This is a genomic window from Pelotomaculum terephthalicicum JT, from assembly GCF_022410535.1.
GTDB lineage: Bacteria > Bacillota > Desulfotomaculia > Desulfotomaculales > Pelotomaculaceae > Pelotomaculum_D > Pelotomaculum_D terephthalicicum.
The window spans coordinates 1-18939 of sequence record NZ_JAKNBL010000010.1 but is presented as its reverse complement, the minus strand read 5'-3'; the positions used below and the strand labels follow the sequence as shown (position 1 = coordinate 18939).

Genomic DNA, 18939 nt, shown 5'->3' with positions numbered 1-18939 from the left:
ACTACCAGGGGTGTTTAAATTTCAGTTATCTCTAACCTAGCTGATTTGTCCCATGTTAGCCGAGGTAAAACCACTTACCATGGTTTGTGTGGTCATATCTTTCATCGTCGGCACTTGGTAATATTGTTTCTGGTTCATATAATTCCATACTTCATATGCCTGTTCAGAACAATTAACGGCCCCTTGCTGAAGCATCCGCCTCAAATGCGGATCTGCACATTCCAGGGATGCAATCGTTTTAACAAGAGCTGATGCTTTGTGGCACCCCAGCATTCCACTGGCAACGTCCCTGTCATCCATTTCATTCATTGAAACATTAGGCGCTTGTGGCTGAGGATTCTGCAGGCCATAGGAAGGCGACACGTTTTTTACGGAACGATAAGGAATTGATTCACCTTTCCCACGCTGGTTGATAGTTTGGACCATATTATTGTACTCTTCTGTCATGAATTTAATTTGATTATTCAAGATAGAGCGCAACTGTTGATCTCTTATATGAGGACTATAAAGCTGGAACTGATTAATACCGTCAACGGTGGCTGTCAGAACCTCGTGTAATTCCATCACTTCGTGTGCGCCTAAGCTAGCGGCCATATTGCACATTCTCCCTTCCATCATTGTATGATTAAAACTATTATGTTTAATATCATGGAAATTATTCAAAAAAAAGCAGTAAAACCAAACCTTGTGTCAGTTGACAGATCGGTTTTACTGCTCATATAAACAATATGCAAATTCTATAACCAGCCTCTCGCTGAAGTTGCTGTTTCGGAACTATTTCCAGCCTGCGTCTTCAAACCAATATTGGGTTATTCCATTGCTATCCTTATATTGATGAACGATATAATCTTTATCCGGGTCAAGGTAGAAGTAGTGACTTACACCGTTGTCATCCACATAAAAATATCTTTCAAAGTCTCTGTCATAATTCCAATGACTGCGCAGGTTTCTTGTATTATACTGGTGTAGTATTCTTTCTAGCTGCGCAATTCTTTTTTGATAATAATCATAATGATTTTTGGCATAAGAAACTGCTTTAATCTTGTACCAACTGTAACCGTAATTGCTGTGAGACGAATGACTAATCTTAGAATCATTATGGGTACCACGATCCCTCGACTGACTGGCAAACGCCGTTGAAGATAGGGCGGTTGAAAGGATTAGTGCCATTGCCAGCAAGACTATTTTTCTCATGTTGCCGCTCAACTCCTTTAAATGGTGAGTTTTTTTGTACATTAAATAATATAAATAAGCATGAAAATAAGATCAATGCGAAATTAGTGGTAAAAACGATAGCAAATACCTGAACTAAAATATCTTTTCCAAATGATCATACCTGTGGTTGAGGCAGTCGTAATATTTTGCGGCAATTGCACGGCCTTAAATTCTTTTATGATATAATTGAAAATGAATCGCTTATCACATAATGCTTTGGTATTTGACAGAGGAGTGGTTTAGTGCGCAATCATTTAGCGAAAAATTATAAGACAGCCTTGGATTCGTTAACGGTTTACCGCGGTATTCTAAAAAATCCATTGATTAAAAAACTTTATATTTTGCTGGAAAAACTGTGCGCGGTGGGCGAGGACTTTGATGCCCTGCTCATTGAATACAACAACTTTTTTTACCACCTGTCACAAGCTGATGAATACCGCAATTTCAAGCACTATGTAATTACTTGTGTTTTATACGACGAAAATGCTTTTACGCGTATCGCGGAGAAACACAGTTTTGCAGATATTGATATTCCACTGCTGCGAACTGTGGAGAATGACCTGGAAAATCTCCACAAGGTGGCAATGTTGTCATCCAGGGAGCTGAAGAATATTATTTTGAGCGGTTATGCCGCCAAATATAATTCAGAAAAAAATACAGCGGAAAAACTTCCTGAATGGGACAGCAGTTTAAATAGCGTACGGGATGGGCGTCTCAATATATACCAAATACTGGACCAAAATCAGTCCTGGGCGAATTGTATCAAGGCACTGGCTGAATTCCACAGAGCCAATGGCGCGGGAAACTTCGCCCGGTATGCAGGCTTTATTTGGGAAGAGCAGTCGGATTTTCATGGCTTAAAAGGACTTGCATCGACAGATCCGGTGAGATTGTCCGATTTAGTGGGTTATAACGCGGAAAGACAAGTTGTGTTGGATAATACCATGTTCTTTTTAAAAGGTCACCCGGCAAACAACGTTTTGCTTTATGGGGACCGGGGCACAGGCAAGTCCTCCACCGTAAAGGCTCTTTTAAACGAATTTGCCGCGCAGGGCTTACGGATAATTGAAATTCCCAAAAAATATCTTGAGGATTACCCGAAGATTATCAGATTGATTCGCAATAGACCGCAAAAATTTATATTATTCATTGACGATCTGAGCTTTGAGGACAGTGAAGAAAGTTTCACCGCATTAAAGGCGGTTTTAGAAGGCGGCTTGGAAAGCAAGCCGGTGAATGCCGTGATATACGCAACCTCCAACAGGCGTCATTTAGTTAAAGAGAAGTTTAGTGAAAGAGCGGGCCTGTCGTCCGGCAACAATGACGAGGTTCGCGCCGCCGACACCTTGCAGGAAAAGCTGTCCCTGGCGGATCGGTTTGGCATTGCCGTTACCTTTTCAACTCCTGACCAGAAAAAGTATCTTGAAATAGTTGAAGGACTTGCTTCTATTAGAAACATTGATATTGATTCTAAGACATTGCGCGATGAGGCTCTTATATGGGAAATGGAGCACAATGGCCGTTCACCCCGCACCGCGAGGCAATTTATCGATTGGCTGGAAGCGAAAATCAAGGGTGATGACGGAGAATAAGGAGGCTTAATAAAATGTGTGGTTTGCCCTTATGGTATTTTTACAGCAAAGAGACGCCGATGAACAAGCAGCTAGAGGCAATATTAAAACAGGTGGACCTTTTACCCGCGGATCAGCAAAGAGAACTTCTCCGAATTCTGCAATTATTGCTGACGATAATACCTCAAACAGATCCGGGTGAGGTTGATCCTTCCTAGCCCGGCTGCTTTATTCCGGGGACGGTAAAATATTTGCCCCGCGGATTTAACGCGGGGCTCATGACTACGAAATCTTTTGGACTGCCTCTTGCTGCTTATGCTTTCTCCCGGCGATCTCTTCAGCGTAGTCTGTGGAGATGAGGTAAAGGCTGACCCAAAGATCATGTTCGTTGGCTTTGCCTTCAAGCTCGTGGGACAGTTCTTTAAATCTCTTTTCCACCCTGTCTTTAAATGCTGAAAATTCTCCCAGCAATTCTACTATATCGCGTTGGCTGTATGAGGCACCTTCCCTTAATACTTTTGCCAAGCCGACTCCCCCTTGTTATCAGCATTTGTTTAGGTAATTATAACTTAATTGGTAATTAGTGTTAAGGGTGTAATTTGTCTTTTCGTGCTGTTTCCAAAAAAATAAGGGGGGATGTCCCCCCGTTTGCCTTAATAGTATTTTTATTAGAAATTGCTGAACTGGCCGATGTTTTGGCTGCTCATTCCCATTAAGGATTGATTCGCGAGGCCGGTGCCCATCTGCCCGGAAGTGCTGAGTTGACTTGAACCGGAGGTGGGTATATACTGGCTTCCGGCAAATCCGCTTACTCCATACTGGCTTGGTGTGTTTTGATAAGAAACGGGATGTGCGGGTGCAAAGACGTAGTTGCCCGCGCTGGTGCCGGAGAAGCCGCCTTGTGATAATCCAGTACCCAAGGTAGTGCCGCTGTATGTGTTGGTGCCGGATGCGCTCATTCCCAAGTTCCCTTGCGAACCCAGCATTCCCTGATTCGCCATGTTGCTGATTTGCTGGTTGGTGGCGAAATCGTTGCTGCTGAATCCTAGTCCGTAACGGTTAGCCGCCATTGGGCTGATTTGTTGATTGCGCGCGTATTCATCTGATTTGTTACCGCCGAACTGGGAGCCGAAAGTTCCAAAAGCAGGCTGGCCGTATTGACTGGTGCTGATAGAGGGGTTATAGCTGCCGAACTGCCCTGTGCTAATTTGGCCCGGGTAAATACCGGCGCTGAACTGGCCGGTTTGCATGCCGGCCATTTGCGGGATTTGCTGAGCTATACTGCTGATTACATTAACGTCCTGGCTTAAACGGCTGCAGAGTTGCTGAATAGCCTGCAGCTGTTGTGTCGCGGCGTTTTCACTTTGACTCATTTGCTGAAGCTGCGCCGCGTGGTTGGCTTCCGAGCGCTGTAGCTGCCCTGCGACTTGACTGATGCTGTTGACTTCCTGCCGCAAATCTTGAATCTGTTTGTGAAGCTGATAAATTTGATCCATTGTTTTTCCCCCTTGCTAGATTTAGGCTTAATGTGCCTTTTGTAATATTATTCTACTTTATGCAGCAGGTTATTACTGGAAGATAATGGTCTGACAAAATCGCCCTAATGGCTGCGCTGCTCCAACCCGAGTAAACTTATAGTCTATTTACTTTCTCTTTGTTACAGTGGCTAATGAATTGTTTTCGGTGGACAGGAAAAACCCTTCTATACTTGGTGATGTTGCCGCCAGGCTGACGCTGTTGTTAAGAAAGACCCATGGCGCGTCTTGAACAATAGTTTTCACAGCTTTGCGGTATAGTTCCTCCCGTGACAGGCGATCATTATCTTGCTGGGCTTTTATTAATAGCTGGTCAACGTCATTGTTGCGGTAATGAGAGATATTCAGACCACTTTCAATCTGCGATGATGATAATAAAGTGTATAGGAAGTTATCTGGGTCTCCATTATCACTGATCCAGCCATAAAGAAAAGCATCGCCTTCTGCATTGAATAATGCCTCTTTATACTGCTGCCAGGGATAGGCTTTTATTTCCACGTCAATGCCTGCCAGCGCTAAGTCCGACCGGATAGCCGCGGCCAGTTTTTCCCCCCCGGCGGGATTATATACTCTGGTGTTTGTGTAAGTAATAATTGTTATTTTAGTACCTTCCGCCAATCCGTTGCGGGTGAGCAATTCCCTGGCGCCGTCAGGGTCGTACGGGGGGGGACGGGTACCCGGGTCGTAACCCAGGACACCGGGAGGCAACGGACCGTTTGCCACGTGTGCACCCGAATGGAATAATCTTGTTATTATTTGTTCCCTGTCGATGGACATACTTATCGCCCGCCTGATTTCAGGGTTGTCAAAAGGTTTCTTATCAGTGAAAAATCCGAGGTAGCTTAGATCCAGACCTGTTTTTTTAATTATTGAATAGCCGCTTTGCTCTAAAAGCCGGGCATCTGAAGGAGTGATTCCATCAATTATATCAGCCATGCGCATTTTTAATGACAGTGACCTTAACCTGCTGTTTTTGACGACCGTAAATACCAATCGGTCGTATTGAGGCTGCTTCCCCCAGTATTCAAGGTTTGCGTTTAAAATTAGTTTTTCTCCTTTTTCCCAGCTTCCGAATTTGAACGGTCCCGTGCCAACGGGGTTGGCGCTAAAATTATCTCCTAAAGCTGAAACGGCGGCGGGGCTTACTATAGGCGCCGCCGCCGGCATGGCCAGATTGTTTAAAAAAGGCGCGTAAGGATACTTGAGAGAAAACTTAACCGTATAAGAATTAATGGCTTTTACACTCTCAACCATACCGAAGACGAAGGGGGCGTAAGCCATGTCCTCTGTGCGGTTGGGTAACATCTGTCTTTCCACGCTGAATTGCACAGCCTCAGCATTGAAAGGTGTTCCATCGTGAAACTTAACGTTTTTTCTCAGGTAAAAAAACCATTCCCGTCCGTCCGCGGATACTTGCCAGGTTTCAGCCAGGCAGGGTTCTATTTCGGTTGTGCCAGGTTTGAAACGGACAAGGCCCTCAAAAATATTGGAAATCACTTTATTGGACTCCTCGTCTTGGGAGACGGCCGGATCAAGTGTAACAGAGTCCCCGCCTCTGGCGTATAAAAGGGTGCCTGTTTTTTTAAAAAATAATCCGTAAAACAGCATATTGTCAGTAAGGCACAAATGCAAAGCTGTAATTATAATAATAAGGAATATTGGTATTAATACCAGTTTGCGCGAACTATGTTTCAGCAAAATACCACCTCGATAATTTTATTGAATAATAAATTCTGTATAATATGTAAAAAACCTCCATTATAGATTATGAAAATTATAATATTTTTCTAACCAATAGAGGTATAATTAAACTATTATTAAGTAAAGGCTTGGGGGAGCAGTCTTAACAAGCACTTAAAATAGCAGGAGTTGATGAACTGCCCCGCCATCGGTTCTACCGTGATTGTCCCAGGGTATATCCCAAAGGCCAATTACCTGAAAAATAAATATGACCAACTGGAAATTATACCGTTGGCCATATCATACAAGGAGTTGGTAAAATGAACGTTCGCTTTGGACCGGCGGGGGCTTCTGCTTCTTTTTATGCCGAGAAGCATAAATCTTCCCTCGAAATGCCGGAATGGCTGGATAAACGTGGTTTAAACGCTTTTGAATACCAGTGCGGCAGGGGGGTGCATATTGGGGAAGAAATGGCAGCCCACCTGGGGAAACTGGCTGCGGAGCATGGAATACAATTAAGTATTCACGCTCCTTATTACATTAATTTAAGCGCAATAGACCCCGAAATGCAGGTTAAAACAAAGAATCACCTCTTAAAAACATTGAAAGTCGCGCGGGCGATGAGCGCTAAAACGGTTGTATTTCACCCTGGAGCGGCGAGTGGTGGTAACCGTAAAGAAATACTGGCCAGGGCAAAGAAGTTCCTAAAAGAGATTTTGGCGGAGGTGAAAAAAGAGGGGCTTTCCGGTATTATTCTTGCTCCGGAGACAATGGGTAAAAAAAACCAGCTTGGTTCGCTGGACGAGGTTTTGGAGTTGTGTGAGTTAGGTGAACAGCTTAGGCCCGCCGTTGACTTCGGGCATATTCACGCGGTAACCGGCGGTGGATTAACAGATAAAGCTTCTTTTGCCGAGTTGCTGGATACTATAGAGAAAAGACTTGGACTCTTTTATCTGCAAAATCTTCATATTCATTTCAGCCCGGTTGAATTTACCGCTGGTGGTGAAAAGAGGCATCTCACCACCATGGACAATAACTGCGGGCCGGATTTTACACCGCTTGCCGAGTTATTGGTAGAGAGAAATTTATCGCCTACAATAATTTGTGAATCAGATGAACGGCAGGCGGAAGACGCAATAATTTACCGGGATATCTATTATAAGTTTTTAAATGCGAGTTATAAAAAATGAAATGGGACGTGTCAGGCAGGATACATTTAAGCTGTTAGCGCCTTAGTTTCACGTCCCACGAAAGTTATTCCGGTTAGTTTAGTGAGTTTCTACATCCTTTGCTCCGTTTTTACGCATGATTCCGGCAGCGTCTTCAATTTTCTTTTCATCTGTGCGGACGGAAGCCAGGATTTTACCTTCCTTCACTTTGCCTTCATAATATCTGCCGCGTTCAGACGGAACACCCCAGTCAATCAGACCGCCTGCTATGCCTCCTGTGGCTGCGCCCGACAGCAGGCCGGCAATAGGACCGGCTGCAAGAATCGGCCCGATCCCTGGAATAACCAGGGCGCCCGCGCCCATAGCCAAGCCGGCCAAGCCCCCCAGCACGCCGCCCGTGCTTACTCCTGAAGCAATGCTACCGCCAGTTCCTTTGTTTTCTCCGGTGTCGCCAGTTTTACTTTTATCAGCGGCCAGCACCGATATTTCTTCGTAAAAACCACGTCCACGAAGCGCGGAGACTGCTTTTTCCGCCTGGTCCCTAGAGTCAAATAATCCGACAACAGTTTTCAGCAAATTAGATCCCTCCTGCAAATATTGTTCCAACATCCTTATCCTGCCACATTAAAACAATATTATACTATAGTTTGTAGTAAACAATAATTTTTTAAGGAGATAACGAAATAACCGGTTCATTTTTTTTTCAGTTTTGATATAATATTGTATGTTTGCAGACTATGACTTAATAAAACAAGGAAAATGTTGTATAGCTAAATAATTAATTTACGGAGGTTTGAGAAATGCTGCCAACCCCTAAGAAATTTTTTGTGACTGCTGGCAGTGCGGAAGGGAAAAGTAATTTGACTGCATTTGATAATGCATTGTTAAAAGGTAGAATTGGCAACCTAAATTTAATGCGGGTATCCAGCATCTTACCTCCTGGAGTACAGTATTGCCCGGATATGGAAATACCCCCAGGCTCGCTTGTTCCCACGGCTTACGGATTCATTATCAGCGATGTCCCTGGTGAATTGATTGCAGCGGCGGTTGGCGTGGGCTTTTCAAAAGATACTTTCGGAGTTATAATGGAATTTTCCGGCAAGTGCAGCAAGGCTGACGCGGAAATGAAAATTGAAAACATGTTGAAAGAAGCGTTTGAAACCAGAGGAATGGAATTGGTCGGCACCAAAGTAGCAGCCACGGAACACCGTGTGGAAGAGATTGGCTGCGCCCTGGCTGCTGTTCCGCTCTGGTATTAAATTTTATTAATGTATGTGGAGGTGCCGTCACTTTGGACTTATGGTTTGAAGAGTACCAGACAAAAGATATGGTTATTTCCTGCCGGGTGTTGCGCACCATTCATCAGGAAAAAACACCTTTTCAGGAATTGGCTGTGCTCGATACAGTTGAATTTGGCCGGATGCTCGTATTGGACGATGTCATTCAGACAACGATAAAAGACGAATTTGTCTATCACGAAATGATTGTTCATGTGGCTCTGGAGACACATGCCAGGCCGGTAAAAGTGCTTATTATCGGCGGCGGCGACGGAGGGGCGGTAAGAGAAGTTGTCAAACATCAGTCAGTAAATAAAGTTGTCCTCTGTGAAATTGACGGCGCCGTGGTCGAATCGTCAAAAAAATACCTGCCTGAAATTAGCTGCGCTCTGGAGAATCCTAAGGTAGAAGTTGTGATCGATGACGGGATCAAGCACGTCAGGAATAACAAGAACACTTATGATATTATCATTATCGATTCCACAGATCCCGTTGGGCCGGCGGAAGGGCTTTTCAGCGCCGCTTTTTACCGTGACATCTACAATTCACTAAATGAAGACGGTATTTTTGTCGCTCAAACTGAATCGCCGTTTTTTAACGGTAGTCTGGTCCAAAGGATTTTTAAAGATGTTTCCGGCATTTTTCCCTTGGCCCGCCTTTTCCTGGCCAATGTGCCAAGTTACCCCGGCGGATTGTGGACTTTTACCATGGGCTCCAAGAAATATGATCCGCTTGATGTGGATATTAAAAAAATAAAAAATATGGATACGAAGTTTTACAGTCCGGCTATTCATCGTACTTGCTTCATTTTACCTCCTTTTGTAAAAAAATTGCTAAAGTAGTCAGGAGGAGAAAGATTGCTGGATCTAGTTGAAAAATACACTGGATTCATCGGATGTACGGACAGCTACGAACATTCCGGATTAATAATTATCGGAGCTCCTATGGATCTTACGGTAAGCTTTCGGCCAGGTACTCGCCTTGGCCCGCAGCAAATTCGCCGGGTATCGCACGGGTTGGAAGAGTACAGCATCTATCTGGGCAAAGATTTAGGCGATTACCGTTATTACGACGCGGGGGACGTTTCCTTGCCGTATGGCAACATTCAGGAAGGTTTGTCCCGAATCGGCAGGGTAGTATCTAAGATATTATTCGACGGCAAATTCCCGCTTGTGCTCGGCGGTGAACATCTGATCACCCTGGCTGTGCTGCGGGAAGTTGTAAAATTACACCCTGATGTGGCTGTGGTTGTTTTTGACGCTCACGCCGATCTGAGAAATGAATATCTCGGTGAAGAGTATTCTCATGCCACTGTAATGAGGCGGATTATAGAAGTTATCGGCGGTAAAAATCTTTACCAGTTCGGAATTCGCTCCGGTATCAGGGAGGAATTCGCTTTTGCCTCTGAGAATACGAATATGTATATAAATGAAATCATACCGCCATTGCAGGAGGTTCTTCAGCAATTAAACGGCAGGCCGGTTTATGTATCACTGGATATCGACGTGGTGGACCCTGCTTACGCCCCCGGTACCGGGACTGCCGAACCAGGCGGCTGTACATCCAGGGAAATCTTGAAGGCAATTCACCTGTTGGGTGAATTAAATGTAGTTGGCTTTGATTTAGTCGAGGTAAGTCCGGTCTATGATATAGCGGAACAAACTGCTCTTCTGGCTGCGAAACTTGTCAGGGAAGCAATAATTTCGTTCGCCCGGCCTTATAATCGTTAAGAACGGGGTTATAATATTCAATATTTGATTACGTGTTAACAAAAAAATATTTGACTTCAATCAACAATTTCGCTATACTAAACAATGTCAATGATAAGGATTCGCTAAATTATCATAATTGGAATTGGAGCTGTGGTGTAGTGGCCTAACATGCCTGCCTGTCACGCAGGAGATCGCGAGTTCGACTCTCGTCAGCTCCGCCATTATCACGCCACGGTAGCTCAGTTGGTAGAGCAGCGGACTGAAAATCCGCGTGTCGGCGGTTCGATTCCGTCCCGTGGCACCAAATTGACAAGTTGCTTTTCATAGATTATAATAATTAGTGTGCGGAAGTGGCTCAGTGGTAGAGCATCGCCTTGCCAAGGCGAGGGTCGCGAGTTCGAATCTCGTCTTCCGCTCCATTTTATGCGGCGACATAGCCAAGTGGCTAAGGCAGAGGACTGCAAATCCTCCATTCCCCGGTTCAAATCCGGGTGTCGCCTCCATCTGAGAGGATAACTGATAATCCTTTGTGATTATCAGTTTTTATTTTTGTTGTTGTCCTAAACGGATCAGCAAAAAAGTTCATATATGAATATTCCGTCGTGTGAGTGCGGCTTGACCGTTTGATGTCGTTCATGCGTTCCGCGAAGATTGTGCATAGCTTCCGTTGCCGTTAAACATCTTCTCCGCCCTAAATGAACACCTTTGAATATTACGAGAGCCTGTTAATGCTAAGCTAAAAGTGTACCAGATGCTGGTTAAAAAATAGGCCACCTTAACCAAATAATCCTGTACGATAAAAGTTGCCGAGACTAATACGTGCAGGAGGAAAAGAGATGATTAAGATGGCCCAATTAGAAGATATCAGAAAAATGTACTTCATGGAAGAGTTAAGTATCCGGGAAATTAACCGGCGAACCGGTATCCACCGCGATACAATTTCCAAATATCTATCCACAGATGAACCTGTGCCACCTAAATATCAATTAACTAAAGATAAAAACCATCCGGTGCTTGGACCTTATATACCCATGATTAAATAAATCCTTGAAGATGATAAAACAAGGCACCGTAAGCAGAGACATACCGGTACAAAAATCTTTGAAGCATTAAAAGATGCCGGTTATACAGGCGGGTACACCACTTTAACCGATTATCTTCGCAAAGAACATAAAAAACAGCGCGAAGCCTTCCTGCCTTTAGAATTCGAGCTAGGTACTTATGCTGAAGTGGATTGGACAGACGCCTATATATACTTGAACGGGAAAGAAAAAAAAGCACATATCTTCGTAATGAAACTTCGTGGTTCCGGCGGATTCTACGTACAAGCTTACCCCTTTGAAAAACAGGAAGCATTTTTTGACGGGCATATTCGATGCTTTGAATTCATGAATGGGATTCCATATAATCACCTACGATAACTTAAAAACAGCGGTTAAAAAAGTCCTGCAAGCGTTCCGGTGAAGGGTGAGCCAATAGCGTATTCCTAATTCGATTCTATAATTCCAAGTAAAAATAATCATAATCGGAGTGAAGCGACGCATGAATATTAAGTTCTTTATAATAGCCGAGGTTGTGGGCAGTGTGGATAACGCGGAGCGTTATCCAAGCCCTGTGGTCAACCCGGTAGGGTTGTCCACAGGATGGCACTGTCCACAACCCTTGAGCAAGTAACTCTCCTCAACCGGAAGGTTGGTTCATAAAGACCGGAGCATTTGCTCTCTCATTTCGAAACAGTGGCTCATTTTACTACGGATTATTCACCCCTCTGAGCAGTGGTTTTATCCGTTTATGCCTTTCTTCTTCCGCATGGAGTTAGTCCGCATTTTTGATGAGACGGATCATACGGTTGCTTTTGCGAGCGGCCCACTCGGCATCGACCAGCAGCCCAAAACGTTCCTCAAATGACATTCCGGTCACGAAACGCTAGTATTAATATACTACAAGGGATGCACCCCCAACCTTACGTTACTTAATACCACTAATTTTTAATAATCGTTACGTTACAGCAATTTTATAAAAATATCAATATTAGGTGTAGAGATTGCTTCCTTATTCAGCTAATATTCCTTAATTTATAAGTTATTGGTAGTAATGTTTGTTGTTTCGAGGGGAACTAATAAATATAGACTGAATCAAGCTATTGTTTTATAAGTAATAATTAGTTATAATATTCTGGTGTCCCGGTAAGTAATAGATCATATTTATCTAACAAGTTCCCAAATTCACTAATAATAAACATATCGCGTATCTTTTACAATCGAATTCGTAATCAAAAACTTTTCAGGAGCACTTGGGGGGGTAAATGTGAAAAAAATCACGAACCACAAACGGATTCAAGTTACCATTAACAAACGCAACATTGAAGTATATGATGACCTAACCATTCTGCAGGCCTTATTGCAGGAGGATATCCAGATTCCGCATCTCTGCTATGATATCCGGCTTGAACGGTCAAACGGCAACTGCGGGCTATGTGTGGTTGAGTTAAGTGACCAAAACGGCGTAAGGGATGTAAAAGCGTGTCAGACCCCGATTAAAGAGGGTATGGCAATCGTTACCAATAGTGCCAAGCTGGAAAGCTACAGGAAAATTCGTCTTGAGCAAATCCTATCCGACCACAATGCGGATTGTGTTGCTCCCTGTGTGATGACTTGTCCGGCAAACATCGATATTCACTCTTATCTTCATCATGCGGCGAACGGTAATTTCGAGGCAGCGCTACGCGTGATTAAAGATAGCAATCCGTTCCCGGCTGTGTGCGGCCGCGTCTGCCCGCATCCCTGTGAGAAACAGTGCCGGCGCAATCTGGTTGATTCACCGGTGGCCATTAACAATGTCAAGCGGTTTATTGCCGACTGGGATCTATCTCGCAAGCAGCAGTGGATTCCACCTAAAAATCGTACCACCGGGAAGAAAGTTGCAATTGTCGGCGCGGGTCCCTCCGGTCTTTCAGCTGCCTATTACAGCGCAATTCAAGGTCATGACGTGACGGTGTTTGAACGTCAACCTCTGGCCGGGGGAATGATGCGTTATGGTATTCCTGAATACCGGCTGCCCAAATTGACGCTGGATCAAGAGATTGGGATTATTAAGAGCCTGGGCGTAAAGATCATGACGGGGAAAGCGCTCGGTACCCACATTATGCTTGAGGACCTGCGTAAGGATTTTGACGCTGTTTATCTTGCGATTGGCTCATGGCGTGCAACCCCTTTGCATATTGAAGGAGAAAATTTGAAAGGGGTATGGCTAGGCATACAATATCTCGAACAGGTGGCCAGCGGCGTGGACCTGCCGCTGGGGGACACGGTTGTGGTTATCGGTGGCGGAAATACAGCGATCGACTGTGCCCGCACCGCTCTTCGTAAAGGGGCCAAGTCCGTAAAGCTGATCTATCGCCGTACCAGGGAAGAAATGCCTGCTGAACCTATTGAAGTAGAGGAAGCCTTATATGAAGGGGTCGAGATGCTCTTCTTAATGGCGCCGGGCAAGATTGTCCCTGAGGGGTGTAAGAAGAAACTGCATTGCATCAAGATGGCTCTTGGCGAGCCGGACCGCTCCGGCCGCCGTCGTCCGGTCCCGGTCGAGGGCAGGGATATAGTGATCGAGGCAGATACGGTAATTGGAGCCATCGGGCAAAGCACAAACACCCAATTCTTATATCATGACCTGCCGGTTAAGCTGAACAAGTGGGGTGATATCGAAATTAACGGTAAGACCTCACAGACTTCTGAATTCAATATCTTTGCCGGAGGAGACTGTGTTACCGGACCTGCTACCGTCATTCAGGCTGTTGCGGCAGGCCGTCGCGCGGCTGAGGCGATGCACAGTTTGCTGACCAAAGGTTATGTTAAGGAAACACATAGTGACTATAGCTGTAGCCGTGGTACCCTGGAAGACCTGCCAAGAGGTGAATTTGATCGATTGCCCAGGCTTGAACGTGCAAGAATGCCGGTTCTTTCCCTTGCTGCTCGTAAAGGCAATTTCAATGAAGTTGAATTGGGGTACACGGAAGAATCGGCAAGAGAGGAAGCACGCCGCTGTCTTCAATGCGGCTGCGATAAGCGGTACAATTGCGATTTAAGAAAAGAAGCAAGCTATCATGGAATTGAATATGTTAAACCGGCTCATGAACGTCCGTATATCCCTATCGTTGAAGATCATCCGATTATAAGGCGCGATCATACCAGGTGTATCTCTTGCGGGCGCTGTATCGCTGCCTGTGCTGAGGTTGAAGGGCCGGATATTCTCACCTTCTATATGAAACATGGCCGTCAACTAGTTGGTACCAAAAGCGGTCTTCGCCTTGAAGATACGGATTGCGTCAGTTGCGGTCAATGCGTGAATGCCTGTCCCTGTGGAGCACTCAATTACCGCAGTGAAGAAGGAAAAGTCTTCAGGGCGATCAATGATCCCGGCAAAACCGTTGTTGCCTTTGTCGCACCTGCAGTACGCAGTGTTATATCCTCGCATTTTGGTATACCGTTTGATGAAGCCTCTTCTTTTATGGCTGGCCTGCTCAAAAAGATGGGCTTTGATAAGGTTTTTGACTTCACCTTTGCGGCAGACCTGACTATTGTCGAAGAAACAACAGAGTTCTTAAATCGCATAGAGAAAAAAGGTGTCATACCTCAATTTACGTCTTGCTGTCCCGGGTGGGTAAATTTTGTTGAAAGGCGCTACCCTGAAATGATCCCACACCTTTCAAGCTGTAAATCCCCACAAATGATGATGGGCGCAACCGTAAAAAATCATTACACCAGGCTGAGCGGCATTGATAAAAAAGACTTGTATGTCGTTTCTATCGTTCCCTGTATTGCTAAGATATCTGAAGCTGACCGTCCTGAATTCGCTTCTGACGGAATCCGCGATATTGATGCTGTCCTCACCTCAAGCCAAATGCTTGAAATGGTGCACCTGAAGCGGATTGATACCCGGGAAATTATCCCGCAAGAATTCGATGAGCCCTACAAGCAAGTTTCCGGTGCAGGTATTCTCTTTGGTGCATCGGGTGGGGTTGCAGAGGCAGCCCTGCGGATGGCGGTCGAGAAACTGACCGGAAAAGCTCTGACTGAACATCTGGACTTTGAAGAAATAAGAGGTTTTGAGGGGGTCAAAGAGTCTACTGTTAAAGCCAACGGCACAAAAGTCCGCGTTGCTGTCATTAGCGGTCTACAAAATGTCGAGCCAATCATTGAAAAAATTATCCAAGGTGTAGACGTTGGTTATGACTTGATCGAAGTTATGGCATGCCCCGGTGGGTGCATCTGTGGGGCAGGGCACCCTGTTCCGGAGAAGATTGACGAACTAGAAAAACGCCAGCAAGTACTGGTGCATATCGATCAGATTTCGCAATATCGTAAATCCCAGGAAAACCCTGATGTTCTAAGGCTGTACAAGGAATTTTACGGGGAAGCAAACTCTCAGCTTGCGCATGACTTGCTGCATACCCACTATAGCCCGGTAAGGCATGACCCGGTTTATAGTACTAATAGAAAGAAGGCCGACTCTGCGTTTAAAACCAGAGAGCTTACCATTTGCATATGTGAATCCTGTTCAGGCAGGGGATCGGTTGAGCTTTTCAATGGAATCAAAGCAAAGATCAAACAGCAGAAGATGGATTCCTTCATTGAAGTGAAAACAATCCGCTTAAAAGAAAACCATCCGGTTGAATGGGTTTATATGACCCTTGACGGAAAACAAATTCAAGAGTTCAATCTCGACAACCTTTATCAGCGTATAATCCAGACAAAATAAACCTGAATTAACCCAGGCAAAGCAGAATCAAGACAGAAGAAATCGGCAGAATAATTAATGAATTGGCGTTACCTGCATTTAAGAGGAAATCCTATGCTATGCGGTAGTTATAGTAGAAGTCTCCTACTTGATTACAATGCCTGGACAAAGACGACCTCGCGGGGGCTGTTGGAGAACTTTTCTGGCGGTAAAGATGCCGCCGCGCTATGTTCTTTCTACACATAGCGATAATATTTACTGTATTTGCGGGGACTTGGTTTCACGGCTTTATGACAAATCCGGGTGTCGCCTCCCCAAAACCAGTAACGGCAAGGTTTTCAGAGATGGAAAACCTTGCCACTTTTATTTTATATTTCTTTTTAGTCACAAAACAGTCACGGGTTTTTGAGTATTACCCTGTTTTTTTATATCTATGCTATCTATGATTAAAATAATAAAGCCTTATTTTATGGGGTTTTTGTGAACGGGGGAAATCTATAAAAACCTAAAAATACTTAATTTTAAGGCTGCAAATCCTTTACTAAACGGTTTAAATCGAGTGTCATTCTGTCGATCATCCTAGGCATGTTAAAATAAAAAACAAAGCTTCCTGTATGTAGCCACTTTTTTCGGAGTGGTTTTCTTTCTTCTCGCTGAACTACTCTTCAAGGTTATTTTTATGACCCGCTGAGAGCTTATAGAAGATATATAGCCGCCATAGGGGAAGTTATAAGCATATTTGTTTTGGGTTCTCGTAAATTTTGATAGTAGGTAGGGTTTAATAAGTCCTTTTTCCTTCGGCGGAGCCAGTATAGCGTTCTGTACGATTTTATATTTTAAGCCACAAATATCGGTAAAATTATTAGTTTTTTGTGATATAATTATAAAAATATGTAAAAATGCCTGATATGATTTCTATGGGTTGATTAGTAAAGACAATGTCCACTAGTGTATTTTAGCGATTGTTGGAGGTGCTTTATGCCTGAACATGAGAAATTTGCTGTACCACAAAAAAACAATACCGTATCAGAGTCAAATCAATCAAAACAGATGCCGCAAATAAAAGATTCACATCCAGCAGCTATTATTCAGAGAGCAAAGATCAATCCTCAATCACTGACATATGCTCATGTTATGCAACTTCAGAAGACAATTGGTAATTTGGCAGTTTGCCAACTTTTCAGGCAAGCAGGACTTATGAATGAAAATTCTAAACAAATTTTATCTGAACCTTTTCAGAAAAAAGAAAACAATACAAGTTTGCCGTATAGCTTGAGATCAGGTATGGAGGAGCAGTCAGGATTATCGCCGGGTGACGTGAAGTTGCGTTATAATTCAGATAAGCCTGCTGAATTGGGAGCGTTAACTCACACCCGGGGCAAACCAATCCAACTCAGGCAGGAAAGACACCTGCCGTATAAGGACCGGCAGGTGGTAATGCAGGCAAGGGACCGGTTTTATCCCACCCTTCAGCAAAAAAGCTCAGGCATTAACGATGAACGGGTACAAAGGACCGTCGGCAACCGAGCGATGAAAAAGTCGCCACAGGAGCAGGGACAGCCGCCGGCAAAGGTTATTCCGCCCGGCGGAGCGGAGGTCATCCAGGGCTACAACCTACATCAGGTGGGTTATGACGACCCCATGGTAGACGAGGTCCGCGACGAACGGGGGAACAACGATGACTTTACGGGCGTAAATTACGCCACCTTTTGGGTAAACGATCAACCGACCACAGAAAGCAGCGACCAGTATCACTCAGAAAAGGAATGCTGGCTCACTGTGGGTAATGACAATAACGAACTCCAGGACATCAAGGTTACTACTTGGCCAACCGGAGACTTCGGCGGTACCCATACGGCCAGCGAGGTCCGGCAAAACAATCATATCTCTATCGACCCGGTCTATACCGAGCGCCAGCCGTGCGGTGGATGTGCACCACTTCTTAATGAAATTCTGCCTACCGATGCAGATGTCTACTATACCTTTGTATACCCGAGTAAGGAAACCCGAAAATTCAATCACTGGGAAATGGATCCGGACCAGTTTGCCATGAATGCGCTGTTATCAATGCATTCGGGGCTTCAGTATGAGGAGCAGACGGGAGAATCCCAAAAGATAGGACGTAAGCTAGGGAATAAAGAACTAAAAAAGGAATTGAGGCATCTCTGATATTGGACCGGCCGTTGTTAATTTGAACTGCTGGAGAGATCCGATAATGAGCGTTGACTGCTGGGCATATGAGGCAACATACTTAAACTGAATTATAGACCGAGAAAACCACCGAATAGGTGGTTTTTTTTTGTATGCCTGGCAGTTTAGGCATACGTATTGTGCTGATATGAAAGCAACATTTTTTATTGAGAATAATATTAGGAAAAAACTCTAACTACCCAGCTTACATATGCCTAATGTGGTTCCTGTTCGTCAGACCAGAAGTTTGCCTCCGGCTTCCTTCAGATTCCACCTCGCGATGGACACCCTTGCCCTTGGCTATATGCTTGGCACTATCAACCCGCACTAGGGACTTTCACCCGTTAGACTGCGCCCATGCCGGGCGCACATATGAAAGCCAGGAGTCACCGCGTCTATCCTGGCTTTTCGTATCTGAAACTAGAGCTTTTTTAAGTACTTGAGTTACTGTAATTCGGTGCGCTATATACCCAGTTTTTTGATTCGCCGTATTCCAATAATAGGTTATAAATTTCGATTTCTTCATTAAGGAAATCCGTAAACATATTTCTAAGAAAATTATTGGTACATATATTTATTGCTTTAGTATGTAAGCTGAGAGCTGTCTGGGTCATGGACAAAATAATGCGAAACATCCCTTGATCTCTGGCTATATCCATATTTACCGAAAAATCAGTGCCTTTTGGTTGCCGTGGCGGCAGTGGAACCTGATATCTTTGCATGGCTTTGTGAACGGTCAATAAAAATACAGCATTTTCGGCCATTTAAAATGCAGCACTTGGCCACATATTTTACTGGAAATTTATTAACTTCTTTGAAACTGCCGGTATAGGCGGGATGGAAGGAGCCCGTAG

General features: G+C 44.5%; 17 protein-coding genes, 4 tRNA genes and 1 pseudogene. 14 read left to right on the top strand and 8 right to left on the bottom strand.

Going from position 1 to position 18939, the window contains the following annotated elements; all coding sequences use genetic code 11:
* Positions 1 to 36 precede the first annotated feature (36 nt).
* Positions 37 to 594: a spore coat protein gene (locus tag L9W92_RS08310; RefSeq protein WP_240083287.1), complete on the bottom strand. Its 558-nt coding sequence runs from the start codon at positions 592 to 594 to the stop codon at positions 37 to 39.
* A gap of 180 nt (positions 595 to 774) precedes the next feature.
* Positions 775 to 1194 carry a hypothetical protein gene (locus L9W92_RS08305; protein WP_240083286.1) on the bottom strand — a complete coding sequence of 140 codons (420 nt, stop codon included), beginning with the start codon at positions 1192 to 1194 and terminating at the stop codon, positions 775 to 777.
* Positions 1195 to 1457: 263 nt separating this feature from the next.
* On the opposite strand from L9W92_RS08305, the gene L9W92_RS08300 reads away from it, so the two are divergent.
* Complete coding sequence (locus L9W92_RS08300; protein WP_240083285.1) at positions 1458 to 2807, top strand: ATP-binding protein; 1350 nt, start codon at positions 1458 to 1460, stop codon at positions 2805 to 2807.
* A gap of 14 nt (positions 2808 to 2821) precedes the next feature.
* Entirely contained in the window at positions 2822 to 3004 is a 183-nt protein-coding gene (locus tag L9W92_RS08295; protein ID WP_240083284.1) for a hypothetical protein, read from the top strand.
* A gap of 64 nt (positions 3005 to 3068) precedes the next feature.
* On the opposite strand, the gene L9W92_RS08290 is transcribed toward L9W92_RS08295, so the two are convergent.
* The 3 genes from L9W92_RS08290 to L9W92_RS08280 all read right to left on the bottom strand — a co-directional run bounded on the left by L9W92_RS08290 (position 3069) and on the right by L9W92_RS08280 (position 5818).
* The gene (locus L9W92_RS08290; protein ID WP_240083283.1) at positions 3069 to 3311 is read right to left on the bottom strand and encodes a hypothetical protein; all 243 of its coding nucleotides are present in this window, start codon (positions 3309 to 3311) and stop codon (positions 3069 to 3071) included.
* Positions 3312 to 3454: 143 nt separating this feature from the next.
* A complete protein-coding gene (locus L9W92_RS08285) occupies positions 3455 to 4282 on the bottom strand; it encodes a hypothetical protein (protein WP_240083282.1) in 828 nt (275 codons plus the stop codon).
* Between the two features lie 147 nt (positions 4283 to 4429).
* The gene (locus L9W92_RS08280) at positions 4430 to 5818 is read right to left on the bottom strand and encodes an ABC transporter substrate-binding protein (RefSeq protein ID WP_240083281.1); all 1389 of its coding nucleotides are present in this window, start codon (positions 5816 to 5818) and stop codon (positions 4430 to 4432) included.
* A 503-nt stretch (positions 5819 to 6321) separates the two neighbouring features.
* On the opposite strand from L9W92_RS08280, the gene L9W92_RS08275 reads away from it, so the two are divergent.
* Positions 6322 to 7191, top strand: a complete 870-nt coding sequence (locus L9W92_RS08275) for a TIM barrel protein (RefSeq protein ID WP_240083280.1) — start codon at positions 6322 to 6324, stop codon at positions 7189 to 7191.
* Between the two features lie 78 nt (positions 7192 to 7269).
* On the opposite strand, the gene L9W92_RS08270 is transcribed toward L9W92_RS08275, so the two are convergent.
* Entirely contained in the window at positions 7270 to 7746 is a 477-nt protein-coding gene (locus L9W92_RS08270) for a general stress protein (protein ID WP_240083279.1), read from the bottom strand.
* A 202-nt stretch (positions 7747 to 7948) separates the two neighbouring features.
* Positions 7949 to 8101 carry a hypothetical protein gene (locus L9W92_RS08265; protein WP_240083355.1) on the bottom strand — a complete coding sequence of 51 codons (153 nt, stop codon included), beginning with the start codon at positions 8099 to 8101 and terminating at the stop codon, positions 7949 to 7951.
* Between L9W92_RS08265 and L9W92_RS08260 the strand changes: the two genes are divergently transcribed.
* From L9W92_RS08260 to L9W92_RS08210, 11 genes and pseudogenes are all read left to right on the top strand, one after another.
* Positions 8031 to 8429 (top strand): pyruvoyl-dependent arginine decarboxylase, encoded by a 399-nt coding sequence (locus L9W92_RS08260; protein WP_240083350.1) that lies wholly within the window; start codon positions 8031 to 8033, stop codon positions 8427 to 8429. The two genes, L9W92_RS08265 and L9W92_RS08260, sit on opposite strands and share 71 nt — an antisense overlap.
* Positions 8430 to 8461: 32 nt before the next feature.
* Positions 8462 to 9289: a polyamine aminopropyltransferase gene (gene speE / locus L9W92_RS08255; RefSeq protein ID WP_240083278.1), complete on the top strand. Its 828-nt coding sequence runs from the start codon at positions 8462 to 8464 to the stop codon at positions 9287 to 9289.
* A gap of 15 nt (positions 9290 to 9304) precedes the next feature.
* Positions 9305 to 10177 (top strand): agmatinase, encoded by an 873-nt coding sequence (gene speB, locus L9W92_RS08250; protein ID WP_240083277.1) that lies wholly within the window; start codon positions 9305 to 9307, stop codon positions 10175 to 10177.
* Positions 10178 to 10303: 126 nt separating this feature from the next.
* Positions 10304 to 10380: transfer RNA gene (locus tag L9W92_RS08245), tRNA-Asp, on the top strand.
* A 7-nt stretch (positions 10381 to 10387) separates the two neighbouring features.
* A tRNA-Phe gene (locus L9W92_RS08240) sits at positions 10388 to 10463 on the top strand.
* A gap of 40 nt (positions 10464 to 10503) precedes the next feature.
* Positions 10504 to 10578 (top strand) — tRNA-Gly (locus L9W92_RS08235).
* A gap of 8 nt (positions 10579 to 10586) precedes the next feature.
* Positions 10587 to 10662 (top strand) — tRNA-Cys (locus tag L9W92_RS08230).
* Positions 10663 to 10995: 333 nt separating this feature from the next.
* A pseudogene (gene istA / locus L9W92_RS08225) lies at positions 10996 to 11611 on the top strand (IS21 family transposase); the annotation flags it as partial.
* A gap of 90 nt (positions 11612 to 11701) precedes the next feature.
* Positions 11702 to 11833, top strand: a complete 132-nt coding sequence (locus L9W92_RS18850; protein WP_282442323.1) for a hypothetical protein — start codon at positions 11702 to 11704, stop codon at positions 11831 to 11833.
* A 633-nt stretch (positions 11834 to 12466) separates the two neighbouring features.
* Complete coding sequence (locus L9W92_RS08215) at positions 12467 to 15916, top strand: [FeFe] hydrogenase, group A (RefSeq protein WP_240083276.1); 3450 nt, start codon at positions 12467 to 12469, stop codon at positions 15914 to 15916.
* Positions 15917 to 17092: 1176 nt separating this feature from the next.
* Positions 17093 to 18064, top strand: a complete 972-nt coding sequence (locus L9W92_RS08210) for a hypothetical protein (protein WP_240083275.1) — start codon at positions 17093 to 17095, stop codon at positions 18062 to 18064.
* A 452-nt stretch (positions 18065 to 18516) separates the two neighbouring features.
* Here L9W92_RS08210 and L9W92_RS08205 read toward each other — a convergent pair whose 3' ends face one another.
* Positions 18517 to 18849 (bottom strand): spore coat protein, encoded by a 333-nt coding sequence (locus L9W92_RS08205; RefSeq protein ID WP_240083274.1) that lies wholly within the window; start codon positions 18847 to 18849, stop codon positions 18517 to 18519.
* Between the last annotated feature and the right edge of the window lie 90 nt (positions 18850 to 18939).

Coding starts and splice junctions, on each gene's coding strand:
- L9W92_RS08210 (WP_240083275.1), top strand. CDS start 17,093: ATGAATGAAAATTCTAAACAAATTTTATCTGAACCTTTTCAGAAAAAA.
- L9W92_RS08295 (WP_240083284.1), top strand. CDS start 2,822: ATGTGTGGTTTGCCCTTATGGTATTTTTACAGCAAAGAGACGCCGATG.
- L9W92_RS08275 (WP_240083280.1), top strand. CDS start 6,322: ATGAACGTTCGCTTTGGACCGGCGGGGGCTTCTGCTTCTTTTTATGCC.
- L9W92_RS18850 (WP_282442323.1), top strand. CDS start 11,702: ATGAATATTAAGTTCTTTATAATAGCCGAGGTTGTGGGCAGTGTGGAT.
- L9W92_RS08285 (WP_240083282.1), bottom strand. CDS start 4,282: ATGGATCAAATTTATCAGCTTCACAAACAGATTCAAGATTTGCGGCAG.
- L9W92_RS08205 (WP_240083274.1), bottom strand. CDS start 18,849: ATGGCCGAAAATGCTGTATTTTTATTGACCGTTCACAAAGCCATGCAA.
- L9W92_RS08265 (WP_240083355.1), bottom strand. CDS start 8,101: ATGCTGGATACCCGCATTAAATTTAGGTTGCCAATTCTACCTTTTAAC.
- L9W92_RS08305 (WP_240083286.1), bottom strand. CDS start 1,194: ATGAGAAAAATAGTCTTGCTGGCAATGGCACTAATCCTTTCAACCGCC.
- L9W92_RS08310 (WP_240083287.1), bottom strand. CDS start 594: ATGGCCGCTAGCTTAGGCGCACACGAAGTGATGGAATTACACGAGGTT.